The sequence below is a fragment of the Corynebacterium matruchotii genome (assembly GCF_011612265.2).
GTDB classification, from domain to species: domain Bacteria; phylum Actinomycetota; class Actinomycetes; order Mycobacteriales; family Mycobacteriaceae; genus Corynebacterium; species Corynebacterium matruchotii.
Genome location: NZ_CP050134.2, coordinates 2,459,321 through 2,475,988, shown reverse-complemented (window position 1 = coordinate 2,475,988; position 16,668 = coordinate 2,459,321). Strand labels below are relative to the sequence as shown.

Here is a 16,668-nt window from a genome sequence, read left to right as displayed (position 1 = left end):
TTACCGCCGCCCCCGGGAAATGATACGGGCCATCGACATGGTGGGCAGAATGCCGCCCACCACCGACGCCAACAGAATGATTTCGTAGGCGATCTGGGTGCGGTTATACATGCCCCACACAATATAAAACCCAATCATGGAATAGAACACCAGGTCGGATATTGCGACGATCACGTATTCGTCCCGGGACCGGACCATGAGTAGCAGGGTGCCTAGAAGCGCCACCGCGATCAGGCCTAACGCCACCCACAGAAAATATTCGAACATTAATTCACTCCTCGGTTTCGGAGGCTGCTGGGCCGCGGCGCCGGATGATACGTTGCCGCCCGCTCCAGCTGGTTATCAATCCCCGCAACATGCGGCGCCAGGGTTTCCTCCATGTGCGCTAAATCCTTGAGTACCGCCAGCGGGTCGGAGCCGAAAATGGCGTGCACCATGAGCAGCCGCTCACCTGATGGCCCCTCATCCAACCCAATGGAAATCGTGCCCGGAGTGATCGTAATGGAACACGCAAACGCCGTGATCTGCCAATCCTTCGTCACCCGCAGCGGGTACGCCACCACGCTGGGGTCCAGTTTCTTATTGCCGGTGAGCGTATCCACCAGCACATCCCGGGACGCCAATAATAATTGGCCAATCAACCAGGCGGAGTAATAGCCGGCGTGCAATAAGCCCTTCACATCATTCTCCTCACATCACAAACCATTTTGACACCACCCGGTCAGGAGTCCTGCGGGGCCGGGATGCCCACCGCATCGGCCAGGTCATCACCCAACACCGCATGCTGGTAGTCGGTAACGTTTACCAGCGAATCGGCCGCATCCCGGGTGGCTTGCACCATGGGCCCGGCGGCAAGAAACATGCCCACCGAGATCAGCATCAGCACGCCGGCCGGCGCAATCCGGTAGGCGGGGACCCGCAGATTCTCTGGGATGCGCTGCCGGTTCATTTCCGCGCCCCAAAACACTTTCCGCCACACCCGCAGCATGGAAATGAACGCGGCGAAACTCGTCACAACCACCACCGCGATCACCAGCCACGCCACCGGTGATCCGGCTTGCGCGATACTAGTCACGGTCAGCACCTTGCCCCACAGGCCGGAAAACGGCGGGAACCCCACCACCGAAAACGCCCCCGCGGCAAACACCGTGGCCACCCATGGGTCCCGCCGGGCCAGGCCCGACAGCCGGGACAACAGATCCTCACCATAGGTTTCCTCGATCGCGCCGGCGGTGAGAATGAGCGACCCCACGGTAATCATGTGGTGCACCATGTAGAAAATGCCTGCCGCCAACGCCACACTCGGCTGGCCGTAGCTGAACGCCAATATCACCACGATCAGTGGGATGCCACCCACCATTTGGTAGGCCAACACCCGGCGCAGCGACTTCTCCCCCAACCCGGCGAACGACCCCACTACCATGCTGACCACACAGAACCCAACGATCGGCCACATCCAGCGGGGATCCAGGTCAAAAATCACCACATAAATACGGAATAGAATATAGACGGCAATCTTGGTGTGCACGCTGGAAAACAACGCCATGACGCTTGCCGACGTCTGCGGGTAGGTTCGCGGCAGCCACGTGTGCACCGGAAACAGGCCGGCCTTGACCACCATGGCCAACACCACAATACCCACCGCCACCGTGACTGGTCCATTGCCGGCCGCTGCCCCCCGCAGCGCCGCAATGTTCACCGCCCCCGCCGTGGCGTAAATGAAGCACACCCCGATGAGTAGCATGGTGGATGCGGTCAAATTCACCAGCACAAACGTGCGCCCCGACGACATGCGGGCCCACGTGCCGGTCATCGCCAGCAGGCCGTAGGACGGCAGCAGCATCACCTCGACAAACACGAAGAAGTTGAACAAATCGGCGGTCAAGAACCCGCCCATGCACCCCGCCAATAGCATCAGCGACAATGCTGGATAAAACCGGGCCCGGGTTTCCCCCACGATGATCGCAAACCAGTTCGCCACGAAAATCACCACCGAGGCGGTCACAATCATCAACGCCGAAAACTGGTCGCCGGCAAACGGGATTGCCACCCCGCCCACATAGAGGCCCACCGAGTGGGCGATCGTCCCATGGGCCGCGGTGTAGCTAAACAGCCACGCACCCGCAGCCCCGGTAATCAGGGGACCCACCAGGCTTAACGCATTCCGGGCCTGCCGCCAGGGGGCCAGCACCGCCAACGCCATGAGTGCCAACGGCACCCCCAAAAACAGCGGCAAAACAGCTGGGGGAGTGAGCGGCTGCCCCGGAATCGGCCCCACCGCGGCCTGGGCGACGGTGACCGTTGCGGCCGTCATTACTTGCGACACCACCATGATCTAGTGCCCTTCCTTCCGCTGGGCCTCCTGGGCCCGTCGATAAGCAACCTGCTCCTGCTTCGCCGCGTGCGCATCAGCCGCCGCTAACTCCGCCATCGTCGTCGACCGGCCCAACGTCTGCAACGGCGAATCCTCATCCGCTACCGCGTGCGCCGTCGTATCATCCGAACTCCCCAACCCGGACAGCGTCAACATGTACGTCGTGGTCGCCATGGCAATGACGATTGCCGTCAACACAAACGCCTGCGGCACCGGGTCGGCCGCATCCTGCAAATCCGTCAACGAGGGAAACGGCTCACCCCGCCACGTTGTCGTCCCCGTCGACATGATGAACAAGTTCGTGGCGTGACTGAAAAGCGTCATCCCCACAATAATCCGCAGCATACTCCGCTGCATCACCAAATAAACGCCACCACCAGCAAGAATGGCAATAGAAAGGGGAATAATCACGATAACTCCTCCGGCCCGGTCTTCGGCGCTTCCGATGCTTTCGGCGACCCGCCCCCACCGGGATCCCCACCAGGACCACCAGGGTCGGCATCAGGATCACTGGACGCCATGATCTGCGCAATATGCCTCGACGAATCCAACTTCAACAACGCCGCATCCCGCCGCGCCTGCGCCACAATCCGCTTATGCTCCGGGGTTTCCGGCGCCGGCTCATGCTGCGCATCCACCCCCACCACCGGCGTCGACACCAACGGCGAATCCACCCGGGTGAAATTTAAATCCTCATACTCCATGCCCGGACGCAAATAACCACCCAACACATTCACCGCCATGCTCAACATGCCCAACACCGCCAAATACACGCCCAAATCAAAAATCATCGACGTGGTGAAATGCTGCCCCAAAAAATGCCCATGAATCGGGAACAAAAACGACCCCTTCATAAGGCCCAACACGCCGGAAAACACCGCGGTCATAATGCCGCACCCGGTAAGAATCACCGGCACATTCACCTTCGCTACCCGCTGATCCCGCGGATACGAGAAATACACCAGCATGAGCGCACCACCCGCCACCAACGCGGCAATAAACCCGCCACCAGGCGAATTATGGCCCCGCCAGAAAATCAGCGCACTCAACACCCCCAAAACCGGCAGCATAATCTTCAGTAGTGTCTTCATCGGAATCGTATTCAACTCGGCATGCCCAATCGGCGCCGGATGTGTCCCCCGCATAAACGGGTACCGCGGCATCGACGTCACCACCGCCGCAATCACAATCGCCGCCATGCCTAACACACTCAACTCGCCCATGGTGTCAAATGCGCGGAACTCCACCAAAATAGTATTCACCACATTATCGCCCTCGGTCACCTTCGGACCATTCTGCAAATACCACATGGCCAAATCGCTCCGATCATTCCGCCCCACCAGCAGATACGAGCCCAAGAACGTCACAATCCCAAAGCCCACGGCCACCACAATCGGCATGCTTTTCGACGCCGCTGACTTCCGATGCTCCGGGTGGAACCGCTCCGGCTGCTGGCGCACCACCAGCATCATAATGACCACTGTCAACGACTCCACCAAGAACTGGGTGAGTGCCACATCCGGGGCACCCAACATCAACACCTGCAATGTCACGCCCACGCCGGCAACACCAATACCAGCCACCGCCGTCAACCGCCTCGGGGTGCGCACAATAATCACAACAGCCAAAACAATAATCGCCAACGGCAACAAGTCGGTCACCCGATCCGAACCGGGAACCCGCGGGTGCAACGCCACCCCATCCACGCCGCCCCCCAACAGGCCATTGATGCCCACGACCGCGCCGAACACAATAAACAACCCAAACAGCAACGCGAGATGCCGCGCTGGGCTGAGCGTGTCCGCCATCCGGCCCAACGACTTCCCGGCAGCCGACAGCGACTGCAACCCCAGCTTGAGCAGCTGGTTCCCATCAACCGGCAAGAACTGGCGGTGCGTCACCACCCGCCAAATCCGTTGCCGGTACCACACCCCCACAACCCCAAGAACCAACACCACCAGGGACAGCACAAACGGCGTATTCACCCCATGCCATAACGCAACATGTGCCCGTGGGTCGGTGTTTGTCATAGTAATCACGGCGGCATCAATCGGGCCCTCCACCACAGACGCCAACACTGCGAGCGGCACCGTCACCAACCCGGGAAGCGCGGCCGGGAACCACAGCAAGAATGGGGCCTCCCGCACCCCACTCATGTCCCGATCCCCATCAATAAACCCATCGGCAACAATCCGGGCGGAATACGTAAACGTCAACAATGCTCCCACCGTGGCCGCCCCCAGTAGCACAACCACCCCAACATTATCCAACGGGGCCTGCTCAAAAGCGGTCAGCATGCTTTCCTTGGAAATAAACCCAAACGTGGGCGGCACCGCGGCCATCGCGGCACACGCAATCACCGTGGACGTGAATGTGAACGGCAACTGCCGCCACGAACTCCCCAACCGCTCAATATCCCGGGTGCCGGTTTGGTGATCTACCACCCCCACCAGCATGAACAACGACGACTTAAACAACCCGTGGGCGATGGTGTGCACCAATGCGGCAGCCAACGCGAACGGTGTTCCCACCCCAATCGTCGCCACAATCCACCCCAAATGCGACACCGTCGAATAGGCGGTCAGTCGCTTCAAATCGGTCTGGCCAATAGCAAATAATGACGCCATGACCGCGGTCACCATGCCAATGGTAATCAGCAAATAATTCCACGCCGCCACATCATGGAACACCGTGGAAAACCGCAGCAGCACATAAATACCGGCCTTCACCACGGCCGCGGCATGCAGAAACGCCGACACCGGGGTGATGGCCGCCATCGCCTCCGGCAACCAAAAATGGAACGGAAACTGGGCGGCCTTCGTAAACGCACTCACCGCAACCAACACCGCCAACGCGGCCGTCAGCCCCGGCTTATCCACCCAAAAACTCGAACGCAAAATCCCATGAATAGAGGTAGTGCCGGCCTGGGTAGCGGCAATACTCATGGCCACCAACAGCGTCAAACCACCAATGAACGTCAAAATGAGTGTGCGCTGCGACCCCGCCTCACCGCCACGCCCACCAGACCGGGCAATAAGCATAAACGACGCCAGCGACACCAACTCCCAGGCGATGAACAGCAAAAACACGTCGTCGGCAAGCACCAGCAACAACACCGAAGTCATAAACGCCGTCATGAGCGTATAAAAATTCGTGGCACCCGCACCCCGGGCCGGCAAATACGCGGCGGAATACAGGAACACCACCGCCCCAACAACCAACGCAAGCAGCGCAAAAATAGCGGACAAACCATCAAGCCGCACACTAAAACCAATATCCGCCAGCGCACCAGGCACCCACGGGTAGCTTATGGTAATAGGCTCCACCAATGCTCTGGGTAGCTCGCGGGCCAGAAGAACAGTGTCGGCAAGAGCTAGCATACCCAGCGGATATCCCGCCTTCGTGCCAATAAGCTTCACCAAAACAGGGGAGAGGACGATCGCAACCGCTGCCACACCAAGTATAATTATTAAGGACACAGATTTTTCACCCCCAGCACCTGTTACCAGGCTGGGTGGCCCCACCGACCCGCATAAAACACGTATGACAATCCGGGCGAGCGGCGCCTTCTTTCATGTTTGAACGACAATAACATTTGTTAATCCTACCAGTCTGCCGCGGTGCGCCTCGCTGAGATTCCCTAAAGAAATGGTTACATTTCAAGGTATGAAACCCGGGCCCATCGTCGTTCGCCGCGCCATCGCCGCACTCATCGTGGCACTCCCCGTGCTGGTAGGAGCCATATATTCCCTCGCATCCGGCATCGACCCCGCCGACACTTGGTCAGACAGCACCGCCCGCGCCGGGGCCCCAACCATTGTTGACGATTCCGTGCTTGTCGACGCCCGCCGCGCGACGGGTGAGGCCAGTTCCCAGGCCGGTTTGCTCACCGGCGGCACCAAGCAGCTTGTCGACGGGGTGGGCAAAATCACTGGCGGCACCGACGATATATCCACCGCCCTCACCAACGGCAAGGAGGGAACCCAAAAGCTTTCGGACGGCATGACCCAGTTGCAGGCCGCCACCGGGCAGATGGGGCAGGGCGCCACGAAGGTCGCCGACGGGGTGGAGACCGCCGTCAACCAGGTGACCGGGTTCGAAGCGGTGCGTGGCCAAATCGTGGTCGCTATCGACGGCTACCTGGAACGCATTAAGGACGCCCAAGACCCGGACACGGTGAAGCTCCGCGAGGATTTGGGAACCCTCCGGCAGCAGGCCACCACCTTCACCCTGGACGACACGACGAAATCCCAGCTAGAGGAGATGAAAACCGGGTCGCGGGAGATAGCGCAACAATTATCGGAGCCCGGCCAGGCCTACCATGACGGCATTTACACCGCCACCAAGGGGGCGCAAGACCTCAACGCCGGCCTGGGGAAGGCCACCACCGACCTGGAGACCGCCCTGAAGAGCGTCGATGATTTGCGTACCGGTTCTGCCCGAATCGACACCATGGCCAAAAACACCCAGGCGAAAATCGGGGAAATCCAGCGGGCGCTACCAACTGCCCAATCCCACACTGACACCGACACCCGAACCCTGGCACCAATGTATGCGGTGCTCATCGCCGCCGGGGTGCTCTTCGGCGCCACCATTCGCGGCAGCGGCCGAATCCACACCAAGGCAACACTGCTCACCGTGGTGGTGACGCTCGTCGGGTTGGCGGTCACCGCCAGCCTGCTGTGCCTCATGGTGGGCTTCGGCCTGGGTGCGGGGCAGGTGGCCGGCATCACCGCAATCACCCTGCTGTTGGGAATGATATCGATCCTCACGGGATCGCTCATGGTGCGGATTTTCGGCGGAATGTGGGGGCAGATCGCGGCCCTCATGACCGCGCTTGCGCAGGTGGGGATCGTGGGGTGGGCCTGGAACCTGGCCGCAACCACCGCAATCCCAACCGGTTGGCTTTTAGCCACCAGCCTCATGCCGCTGCACTACGCGACCTCGGGGCTGGTGGCCTTCGGCAACTCCGGTGGGTCTGCCAGCCATATCGGCATATCCCTCGGCGTCATGATTGCGCTGTGTGTGTCGGGACTGGCCGGGCTGAAACTGCTGCAACCCACCGTTGGGCGTCGCAAAGCGAGCTAATCGGCGGGCTTGCTGGCCTGAGCCTTCGGAGCAATGCTGGTCTGCAACCACCGGTACAGGCCGAAGCACACCGCGGCAAACACCACAATGCCCAAACCGTCGGCCACGCCGCCGAGATCCACGATGGCCAGCGGTTCTTCCTTATTGGCGGCAACGATAATGGCGGCGTAGATCACGCCCAGCAGGGATTCACCTACCACCAAACCGGTGGCCAGCAGCGTGCCCATGCGGCGCAGCGACTCCGAATTCTCATGCTTGTCCGCCCACTTGTTGTACACCACGCCCAAAACCGCGCCAATGGGGATCACCAGGGTCAAACTGATCGGCAGGTACATGCCCATGCCCACCGCCAGCGGCGGCAGGAACCGCTTACCACCAGTGGTTTTCCGCAGAATCTCGTCAACAATGATGACGCCTACGCCAATCAGCGCGCCCAGGCCAAAAATGTTCCAATCCAACGAATTGCCGAAAATACCGTTCGCCACCGACGACAATAATGCCGCCTGCGGTGCGGCCAACGCGTCCGGGCCGGCGCCCGCCATGCCATCGAACCCGAAGGCCTGCAACATCACCTGCAACACCGGCGGAATCACAATCGACCCGAACACCACGCCAATAATCAATGCCACCTGCTGCCGCCACGGCGTGGCATCCACCAGTTGGCCGGTCTTCAAATCCTGCAAATTGTCGTTCGAAATCGTGGCAATACCAAACACCACCGCCGCCGTGAACAGCGTGTACGCGACCAAGGCCGGGGCGTTCGTCTCGTGCTCGTTCCCAGTCACCACCTTAATGAGCAGCGCCGAAGCCAACACAACGATGATGCCCACGCCCGAAATCGGCGAATTCGAAGCACCGATCAACCCGGCCATGTAGCCGCACACGGCGGCCACCACCAGGCCGGTCACCAGCACAAACACCACGCTCAAAATCACTAATGTGGTGGTGTGGTGCGAAATCTCCGAATTCTGCACGAACAGATACAGCAATAATCCGGTGGGCACCATGCAGGCCAAAATCACGCCCATGACAATGTTGAAGGGGATGTCCCGCTCCGTCAACGCCACGGTTTCCCCGGACTTGCGGGCCTGCGACGATGCCAGCGAATCCTTAATGCCCTTGATGATGGGGCCAATGATCTTCACGAGCGTCCAAATGGCGGCCACGGTCATGGCGCCGGCACCCACAAACCGCACTTCCTGGCTGAATGTGGTCTTCACGATTTCGGAAATATCACCGGAGCCCATGGCGTCGGCGGAGAAGACCGGCAGCAGTACCCCGTAGGAGATGAGCAACCCCACGATCATGGCGATGCCGACACCCAACCCCACCAGGTGCCCCACACCAATGAGAGCCAGCGACAGCGACGTGGCCACGGTCGACGCCCCGCCAAACAGCGGGAACACCGTCTTGACGCTGCCGGCCACCACCTTGAGATACGACAAGAACTGGTAGCCTGCCGACGCCAGACTGCCCACGATAATGACCCGCAGGCCCACCTTATTTTCCTTCTGGGCCTCGGCGTCGGCATGATCGTCACCGACCTTTAACACCTCGGCCGCGGCCACCCCCTCGGGATACGGCAAATCCGAGCCGGTGATGAGGGCGCGGCGCAGCGGAATGGAATACATCACCCCCAATGTGCCGCCGACTGCGCAAATAATGGCGGTCGTCCAATAGGGGAACCCCGACCAAAACCCGATCATGACTAAACCAGGCAACACGAAAATAATGGCAGACAATGTGCCTGCCGCCGAGGCAATCGTCTGCACAATGTTATTCTCCTGGACCGAATGGTCCTGGAACTTCCGCAATATCGCCATGGAAATCACCGCGGCTGGAATCGAGGTGGCGAACGTCAACCCCACCTTCAACCCCAAATACACATTTGCCGCGGTAAAGATCAATGTAATCAACCCGCCGAGAATAATCCCCCGGACGGTCAGCTCTTTGATGCCGCTTCTGGGCTTCGCCGGACCGGCAGCGCTTGTGGCGCCTGTGGGTGTCATTGCCAGGATCCTTTCTCTATTCTATGTTCCGTACGGTTTTGTACGATTGTGACGGTTTTGTGCGATCAGTTATTAAACATACCCGCACCTATATGTGATCTATTGTTTTTATGTAGAGAAATGTGACCAACGGAATAAAATAGGTGCAATTTTTTGGTAAGAACTACACCGAACGGGGGTGAGTATTGGGGGTGATTTGTTGGGGATGATCCTACGAACGGTCCGCCAACGTTGGGCGGATAGGCCGGGCAATCTGCGTCATCATATTCCGGCCCCGCAATTCCACCGACTTCATGAGCGTCCACCGTGCCTGTTCTGCTTCATTGGCTTTTGCCAACGTGCTAGCATTGGTAATCACTCGACCGGGGGTGCCCTTGGCGATTTCCGTCAGTCGAGCCGCCGTATTCACCGCGTCCCCAATCACCGTGTACTCGAACCGGTCATGTCCCCCAATATGCCCCGCCACTACATGGCCGGCCGCCACTCCAATACCCGCCTGAAGCCGCATATGCTGCAACTCCTGCCGCAGCTCCCGCGCCGCCTTGAGCGCATGGCCGGCCGCATCGGACAGTGTAATCGGTGCCCCAAACACCGCCAGTGCCGCGTCCCCCTGAAACTTATTAATAATCCCCTTATTTCGGTGTACTACCGCAACCACATGTTCGAAAAACTTATTCAACTCCACCACCACCTCCTCCGGTTCATGGGTCACGGCAAACGTGGTCGAACCAATCACATCCACAAAAATAACCGCCACCTCCCGATCCTCACCCCCCAACTCTGGGCGTTCCTCTAGGGCGCGTCGAGCCACCTCCATGCCTACATACCGGCCAAAAATGTCCCGCACCCGCTGTCGCTCCTGCAGCCCTCGCATCATCTCATTGAAACCAGCCTGCAGCACCCCCAGCTCCGCGCCATCGTAAATATCTACCGCAACATCCGTTTCTCCCCGGCGCACCCGATAGATAGCGCGCTGCAATTCGGTGATCGGGTCCACCACGCTCATGACCACCAGCGTGGTGCCAATAAACCCCAACACTAACGACGTGAGACACAACACCACGATTGCCGGTAATAACTGTGCTAACGACGCGGGAAAAAACTGGGTGTAGTGTGCCCACACCAATAACAAAACCCCACCGATTGGTGCCGCGGAAGTCAACAACCAGGTTGACCGCAACCGATACGTGACCGGTGGCTCCAGCGTGGAATCCTCAAACCGGCGCGCCAACACCAGGGCGGCAACCGGCCGCACCAGTCGCTCCGCTTCTAAATACGTCACCATGGCCGCCATCGCGCCCCCCAACGAAGTGGTCACACCCACCGTGATCGCCAATGTGCTCGACCCCCGGGTTGCGAAACCTGTGATGATGGCAATCCCCACCACCCACACTAATGACGTGAGCACCGTCTGATAAAATGGGATGCGCATCACTAAATTCCGCACCATATTTGGGTCATGTCGGTCGGGATGCCGCTGCCAGTCAAGTACCGGCCGGAATAATGCGAAAGAAGTAACGATGCTGATAATGGCTGCTACCACAATATAGGCGACCCCAACCCCCAAGACCGTGCCGGAGACCTGCAGGGGAATGATATCCGGGTCGATCACCGATAATGGCAGGAGAAACTCCAGAAATGCAATGACGCCTACCGCGGCCAAAAGGTTAGTACCCAACACTGCTGCCGTATACAACGGCCAAGAGGTTCCTCCCAGCCAACGAATGGCACGCCACAGTCTTTGCATGCTCACTACTTTAACCGCAAAACCACACATTCGTGGTAGACCTTCATCCCAAATCACTCATATTATTAGAGAGTGGACAATGATATTTTCGCCCAAATGGGTGTAGCAGCTGTGGTTGCCCCCACCCTTCGCGCCGCCGCGGCAGCCGCCCGCCGTGGTACTAGCCGTGGTGACGGTGGGATGGGAAGTGCCGATCATGACGGTTATGGTGAGGGTGCCGGTCGTGGCGGTAGTGGTGGGAGCAGCGCGATGACCCACGCCTGGCTCTTCACCGGCCCACCCGGATCCGGCCGATCCAACGCCGCGGTCGCCTTCGCCGCCGCCCTCGAATGCACCGACCCACACATCATCGGCTGCGGCACCTGTGAACAATGCCGTAAAGTGCAACGAGGCGCCCACACCGACGTGGTACACATCACCCCCCGAGAACTCACCATTGGCGTCGAAACCATGCGCACCGAAGTCGTCACCCCCGCCGCCATGCTCCCCACCGTTGGCAAATGGCGCATCGTCATCCTCGACAACGCCGACCGGCTTACCGACGCCGCCGCCAACACCCTCCTGAAAACCGTGGAGGAGCCCCCGGCGCACACGGTTATTATGCTCTGTGCCCCCTCCACCGACCCCGAAGACATTATTCCCACCCTCCTGTCCCGATCCCGCCACCTCTACATTCCCCAACCCAGCATCGACGACATCGTAGCCATCCTCACCCGCACCGACAACGCCACCGAAGCCGACGCGCGCCGTGCCGCCATGGCCTCGGGAAACCACATTGGGCGGGCCCGCCACCTCCTCCACCACCAGGAATCCCAGATCCGGCGCACCAACATTCTCAACCTGGCGGAACTCATCTTCCACGGATCCCAAGCCTTCCAAGCCGTGACCAGCCTGGTGAAAACCGCCACCGACGAAGCCAAAAACTCCCTGGCCGAAACCAACGAACAAGAATTAGAAAAACTCCGCACCGCCCTCGGCATGGGAGCCAAAGGGCGCGGTGCCCACAAAGCCCTCCGGGGCAGCGCCGGCCAAATCAAAGAACTGGAAAAACTCCAAAAACGGCGCGAAACCCGCGCTATCCGCGACGCCCTCGATACCCAACTTGTCGACCTCATCGGAATCTACCGTGACGCCCTCATGATCGCTGCCCACGCCCAGGTGAGCCCCATCCACCCCGACATGCAAGGGCTCGCCGGTGAACTCAGCACCATTGGCGAACCCAACCTCCTGGCCTGTATCGAAGCCATCAGCCACTGCCGTGACGACATCACCCACAACGTCCGGGCCGAAACCGCCATGGACGCCATGGTTGGCCGAATCCGTAAAGCATGCAACGTGCAATAACATGCGCGAACACCAGGAACACCACCCATGGTTTTCTAAACCGACACGCCATAAGGTACAATCACCGCTTGAACCAATTACGGTTCGTGCCGCCTTAGCTCAGTCGGTAGAGCGCTTCACTCGTAATGAAAAGGTCGTGGGTTCGATTCCCACAGGCGGCTCCATCAAAACCCCAGCTCAAAATACGTGTGAGCTGGGGTTCTTTGCATGCTTTACGACGTCGGGGTGGGGGCAGATTCGTGCAGGTAGTAGCATTCTCCGCGCATGCAGGGTGGGCCGATCGGCTGGGAGGTGTTGGCCTGGGCTGCTAGGGCGGTAAGCCCATGGCTAATGTATTGGTTGTCGAAGCTAATTCGGTTGCAGGGAAATGTGGTTCAGCTTCTTGAGGCATTAACATGCATGACCATCTTTTGGAAGTAAGAAAGACAGGCTAGATGACGTGTTCTTTCTGATTTTCCACCTGTTGGTGTAGATGAGTTTTCCCAGCGGTTGAATAGGCTTTATCATGAGGGATTGGAAGTTGTGGAATCTTCACCCCATAATTCGGCCATAAAATCCAGATTCCAGAGCGAAATTTGGCCCGTTTTTGAGAATCATGCTATAAAAGACCCAGCTCATTTAGGGTATTCTCCGCGCACGCGGAGGTAGTTCCGCTTTTGGCGAAAAGAGCTTATTGCGCACATCGTATTCTCCGCGCACGCGGAGGTAGTTCCCACTGGATACAGGAGGTCGCTACCCCCGCCGAGTATTCTCCGCGCACGCGGAGGTAGTTCCATTTCCGACTGGGATATTGACCTGGAGGGATTGTATTCTCCGCGCACGCGGAGGTAGTTCCCTGCAAATCCGCAGCGTCACCAGCACTAATCTGTATTCTCCGCGCACGCGGAGGTAGTTCCGCTGCCCCTCAAATACTCGCCCCAAAAAAACGGTATTCTCCGCGCACGCGGAGGTAGTTCCAACCATCACCCCCAAAACTAGTCAACCAAAAGGTATTCTCCGCGCACGCGGAGGTAGTTCCGGTAAATACGATCCATTCCTAATGGCAGTGCTGTATTCTCCGCGCACGCGGAGGTAGTTCCATGCTGGACACCTACCACCGCATCGTGGCCGCGTATTCTCCGCGCACGCGGAGGTAGTTCCTATGACCATCTATGCAACCTTATTGGGGGCTAGTATTCTCCGCGCACGCGGAGGTAGTTCCTTATTGACCCCAACGACCCGGTGACCAAAAAAGTATTCTCCGCGCACGCGGAGGTAGTTCCACGTAGGTCATCTCATACACGCTTGCCTCCTTGTATTCTCCGCGCACGCGGAGGTAGTTCCGCGGAATCTACAAAAACACCACAGCCCGCAGCGTATTCTCCGCGCACGCGGAGGTAGTTCCACTATATACGTCCCCATCAGGGCGTTTGACCCGTATTCTCCGCGCACGCGGAGGTAGTTCCGTTGCTGGAACAGCCCCACGCTATCGTGATCCGTATTCTCCGCGCACGCGGAGGTAGTTCCGATTCCCCCGTGTCGGCATCTTGCAGCACCACGGTATTCTCCGCGCACGCGGAGGTAGTTCCGCCGGTGGAATCATTTGCTTTACTGGAAGCAGGTATTCTCCGCGCACGCGGAGGTAGTTCCCATGCTGGAAGCCCTCGACCCTGATGGTGACCGTATTCTCCGCGCACGCGGAGGTAGTTCCGCCTGGGTGCAAGCCCATTGCCTTATCCCCGAGTATTCTCCGCGCACGCGGAGGTAGTTCCGAGGCGGGGCATCGGACATTCTTTCGGATTTGGTATTCTCCGCGCACGCGGAGGTAGTTCCGTGCTTGATGCGGGTAAAGCCCTGGCGCCCGTGTATTCTCCGCGCACGCGGAGGTAGTTCCCATGCATGTTGATGGTTTCCGTGTCGTCCGTGGTATTCTCCGCGCACGCGGAGGTAGTTCCATACCCGGTGCCGGGGTCGCTATCTAGCACCCGTATTCTCCGCGCACGCGGAGGTAGTTCCAGCAAAAAGCTCCTCCCCAACATTCCCCGTAGTAAGCCCAGTATTAGGGCGAAGATCATTATTTCGAGCTGCAACGAATTCACGTTCCATTTTGTGCCATTTTGCAGCTTTGGTAATACCAAGTTTATTGCGTAGGACTCCATTGGGGTAGAGATAGGCTTCCCACCGGTCGTTTTCTTGCTTCCAGTCATCGTACTCACTCATGTGTCAGGTGTGGTTTCTGGGGTTACCCCATAGCGCTGGAGGATCTCATCCCGGATTTCATCTGAGGTTTTTTCCCCTAGGATTATCCTAATGGCATCATCAATCATCTGGTCGGTAATCTCATATCCCTCAATACGGGAATTGGCCAAGACGTTATCCAGGTGTTTTCGCTGTTCTGGTGTTAGCGGCGCATTTTCACGGGTGTACATAATGATCTACCTCATTACTTATCAAGAGGAATAAAACTAACTTTACCTCTTCAAGTATGGCATATTCCTAGCGTATTCTCCGCGCACGCGGAGGTAGTTCCGAAACAGCACCAGCGCCTGAACCATATTAAAGGTATTCTCCGCGCACGCGGAGGTAGTTCCCAAATGTGGTGGTGGGGTTGCCGTGGTGTGTATTCTCCGCGCACGCGGAGGTAGTTCCGCATCGCCCAATGGCTCGTGAGAAAATCTAAGCACTACCGAGGCCGGCACCGCCGATGGTGACTCTCTCGGTTCAGGAAGCGCGAACCATCCTGAACCGGGGGTCACCCCCACCACCCTACCGCACGGATCAGAAGAAGGGAGGCCATCATGTCAAAGCGTCATGTCGTGTTTTGCTACATTGTGCTGCCCATCGCGGCAGTACTGCTCCCCCTCGTAGGGGGCCGGCTCTGGGAGAGTATCATGCTGCTTACAGTGGTAGCGCTCAACATCATTGTCGACACGCTATTGAAGGAGAAATAATGCGGCTAAAGTTAAAAGCTCGTTGATGAGACCGGCACTGAACACTGGACTGCTGGGGGAATGTGCCACCTATCGTATTCTCCGCCCATCCGGAGGTAGTTCCACCCCCAAACTACGAACTAAACAGTACAAACCCCAGACACTGTAAGCTGGGGTTTATACTCTATGGCAATATTCCAAAGGCGAATCAGCTTCGGTACTGGGCGGATAAAATCCCCTGGGAAGCCATCTCCCGGTTGAAATTACGGCGAGCATTCACCAGATCACCCAACCAGCCGAACATAAACAAACCGAGGGTGCAGGTGTACAGCAGCCCTCTGCCAATATTGCCGGTGTAGTAGTGGTGTGCGCCAATATACCCACCAAAAGCCAGGCACATCATATACACCCCAAAACTCTTAACGTGCTGCACCGGTTCGGCACCAGCCATGCCCTGAACCTGAGCAGCCGTCAGATTCACATTCACAACCTGCTGAACATGCTGCGGCATACCAGCATTCATAGCCGGCTGCGGTTGCTGCGGCATTGGACCAGGACCACCCGGTTGTTGTTGCGGAGGGCCGAAAATTGAGTCGTGTTGTTGGAAATTAGGGTCACCAGAGTTATATGGTGAAGTCATATGATCCTCCTGTGAGAACTAGAAAAACTCTGAATTTTAAGTGAAGACTACTAAATCCAATTTTCTTTGGCTAGTGCTCATGTACAGACACCTCCATATGGAGGTGTCCTAAAAATACGAAGACCATTGCTAATCATGGCGCAAAGTTACTCTTTTTCACATGCTTTGCTAGTATGGCGTTGGCGTCGATAAGCTAACGTCGCCGGCCACCTCCACTACTACCGCCGCCGCTGCTTCTACCGCTACCAGTACCACCACTGTTTTTACTGCCACCACTATGGTTGGGCGTCGAATTATATCGCTTCTGACTCGGGATTTTCGGCACGACATTATTACCCGGATTGCGATGCATAAACAACTTTGGCTCCGAGCGATAATAACCTCCCACTCCCGAATCGTAGTCATCTTCATAATCATCTTCGTAAGAGTACCCATCATAGGGTTCGCTATCCTCCAGCGATCCACCGGCCTCCTGCGTCCGTGGCACCGTGGTCGTCGAGACCGTCGCTGAGACAGAAGGTGTAACGCTGACGGTAACTGTGCGAGTCGCAGTCGTG

The 16,668-nt window shown here is 58.2% G+C and carries 11 protein-coding genes, 1 tRNA gene, 1 pseudogene and 1 CRISPR repeat array; of the genes and pseudogenes, 4 read left to right on the top strand and 9 right to left on the bottom strand.

The window, feature by feature from the left end; translation table 11 throughout:
• The 5 genes from HBA49_RS10985 to HBA49_RS10965 are packed head-to-tail and all read right to left on the bottom strand — an operon-like array spanning position 1 to position 5,853.
• Complete coding sequence (locus HBA49_RS10985) at positions 1–267, bottom strand: hypothetical protein (RefSeq protein WP_005524449.1); 267 nt, start codon at positions 265–267, stop codon at positions 1–3.
• Positions 267–680: a monovalent cation/H+ antiporter subunit E gene (locus HBA49_RS10980; protein ID WP_005524124.1), complete on the bottom strand. Its 414-nt coding sequence runs from the start codon at positions 678–680 to the stop codon at positions 267–269. Before HBA49_RS10980 ends, HBA49_RS10985 begins: the two co-directional genes overlap by 1 nt.
• 41 nt (positions 681–721) lie before the next feature.
• Positions 722–2,332: a monovalent cation/H+ antiporter subunit D family protein gene (locus HBA49_RS10975; RefSeq protein WP_005524664.1), complete on the bottom strand. Its 1,611-nt coding sequence runs from the start codon at positions 2,330–2,332 to the stop codon at positions 722–724.
• A 3-nt stretch (positions 2,333–2,335) separates the two neighbouring features.
• Positions 2,336–2,785, bottom strand: coding sequence for a cation:proton antiporter subunit C (locus HBA49_RS10970; protein ID WP_005519384.1), 450 nt, complete (start codon positions 2,783–2,785; stop codon positions 2,336–2,338).
• Positions 2,782–5,853 (bottom strand): DUF4040 family protein, encoded by a 3,072-nt coding sequence (locus tag HBA49_RS10965; protein WP_040431269.1) that lies wholly within the window; start codon positions 5,851–5,853, stop codon positions 2,782–2,784. Before HBA49_RS10965 ends, HBA49_RS10970 begins: the two co-directional genes overlap by 4 nt.
• Before the next feature lie 187 nt (positions 5,854–6,040).
• Here HBA49_RS10965 and HBA49_RS10960 point away from each other — a divergent pair, with 187 nt between their 5' ends.
• Positions 6,041–7,462: a hypothetical protein gene (locus tag HBA49_RS10960; RefSeq protein ID WP_005524228.1), complete on the top strand. Its 1,422-nt coding sequence runs from the start codon at positions 6,041–6,043 to the stop codon at positions 7,460–7,462.
• Here HBA49_RS10960 and HBA49_RS10955 read toward each other — a convergent pair.
• Positions 7,459–9,471, bottom strand: coding sequence for an OPT family oligopeptide transporter (locus tag HBA49_RS10955; RefSeq protein ID WP_005524006.1), 2,013 nt, complete (start codon positions 9,469–9,471; stop codon positions 7,459–7,461). The two genes, HBA49_RS10960 and HBA49_RS10955, sit on opposite strands and share 4 nt — an antisense overlap.
• A 211-nt stretch (positions 9,472–9,682) precedes the next feature.
• Positions 9,683–10,753 (bottom strand): annotated as a pseudogene (locus HBA49_RS10950) (adenylate/guanylate cyclase domain-containing protein); the annotation flags it as partial.
• Between the two features lie 537 nt (positions 10,754–11,290).
• Here HBA49_RS10950 and HBA49_RS10945 point away from each other — a divergent pair.
• Positions 11,291–12,562: a DNA polymerase III subunit delta' gene (locus HBA49_RS10945; RefSeq protein WP_256588184.1), complete on the top strand. Its 1,272-nt coding sequence runs from the start codon at positions 11,291–11,293 to the stop codon at positions 12,560–12,562.
• A gap of 88 nt (positions 12,563–12,650) precedes the next feature.
• Positions 12,651–12,726: transfer RNA gene (locus HBA49_RS10940), tRNA-Thr, on the top strand.
• Between the two features lie 459 nt (positions 12,727–13,185).
• Positions 13,186–14,557: direct repeats of the CRISPR family, unit length 29 nt; unit sequence GTATTCTCCGCGCACGCGGAGGTAGTTCC.
• A gap of 200 nt (positions 14,558–14,757) precedes the next feature.
• Here HBA49_RS10940 and HBA49_RS10935 read toward each other — a convergent pair.
• Positions 14,758–14,970 (bottom strand): antitoxin VbhA family protein, encoded by a 213-nt coding sequence (locus HBA49_RS10935; RefSeq protein WP_005524433.1) that lies wholly within the window; start codon positions 14,968–14,970, stop codon positions 14,758–14,760.
• A 369-nt stretch (positions 14,971–15,339) separates the two neighbouring features.
• On the opposite strand from HBA49_RS10935, the gene HBA49_RS10930 reads away from it, so the two are divergent.
• A complete protein-coding gene (locus HBA49_RS10930; protein ID WP_005524196.1) occupies positions 15,340–15,492 on the top strand; it encodes a hypothetical protein in 153 nt (50 codons plus the stop codon).
• 187 nt (positions 15,493–15,679) lie between these two features.
• Here HBA49_RS10930 and HBA49_RS10925 read toward each other — a convergent pair whose 3' ends face one another.
• The gene (locus tag HBA49_RS10925; RefSeq protein ID WP_225866065.1) at positions 15,680–16,111 is read right to left on the bottom strand and encodes a TM2 domain-containing protein; all 432 of its coding nucleotides are present in this window, start codon (positions 16,109–16,111) and stop codon (positions 15,680–15,682) included.
• Positions 16,112–16,668: the final 557 nt, after the last annotated feature.

Bases quoted from the DNA above. Each gene is read 5' to 3' on its own strand.
- HBA49_RS10935 (WP_005524433.1), bottom strand. From the start codon at position 14,970: ATGTACACCCGTGAAAATGCGCCGCTAACACCAGAACAGCGAAAACAC.
- HBA49_RS10925 (WP_225866065.1), bottom strand. From the start codon at position 16,111: ATGACTTCACCATATAACTCTGGTGACCCTAATTTCCAACAACACGAC.
- HBA49_RS10930 (WP_005524196.1), top strand. From the start codon at position 15,340: ATGTCAAAGCGTCATGTCGTGTTTTGCTACATTGTGCTGCCCATCGCG.
- HBA49_RS10955 (WP_005524006.1), bottom strand. From the start codon at position 9,471: ATGACACCCACAGGCGCCACAAGCGCTGCCGGTCCGGCGAAGCCCAGA.
- HBA49_RS10975 (WP_005524664.1), bottom strand. From the start codon at position 2,332: ATGGTGGTGTCGCAAGTAATGACGGCCGCAACGGTCACCGTCGCCCAG.
- HBA49_RS10960 (WP_005524228.1), top strand. From the start codon at position 6,041: ATGAAACCCGGGCCCATCGTCGTTCGCCGCGCCATCGCCGCACTCATC.
- HBA49_RS10985 (WP_005524449.1), bottom strand. From the start codon at position 267: ATGTTCGAATATTTTCTGTGGGTGGCGTTAGGCCTGATCGCGGTGGCG.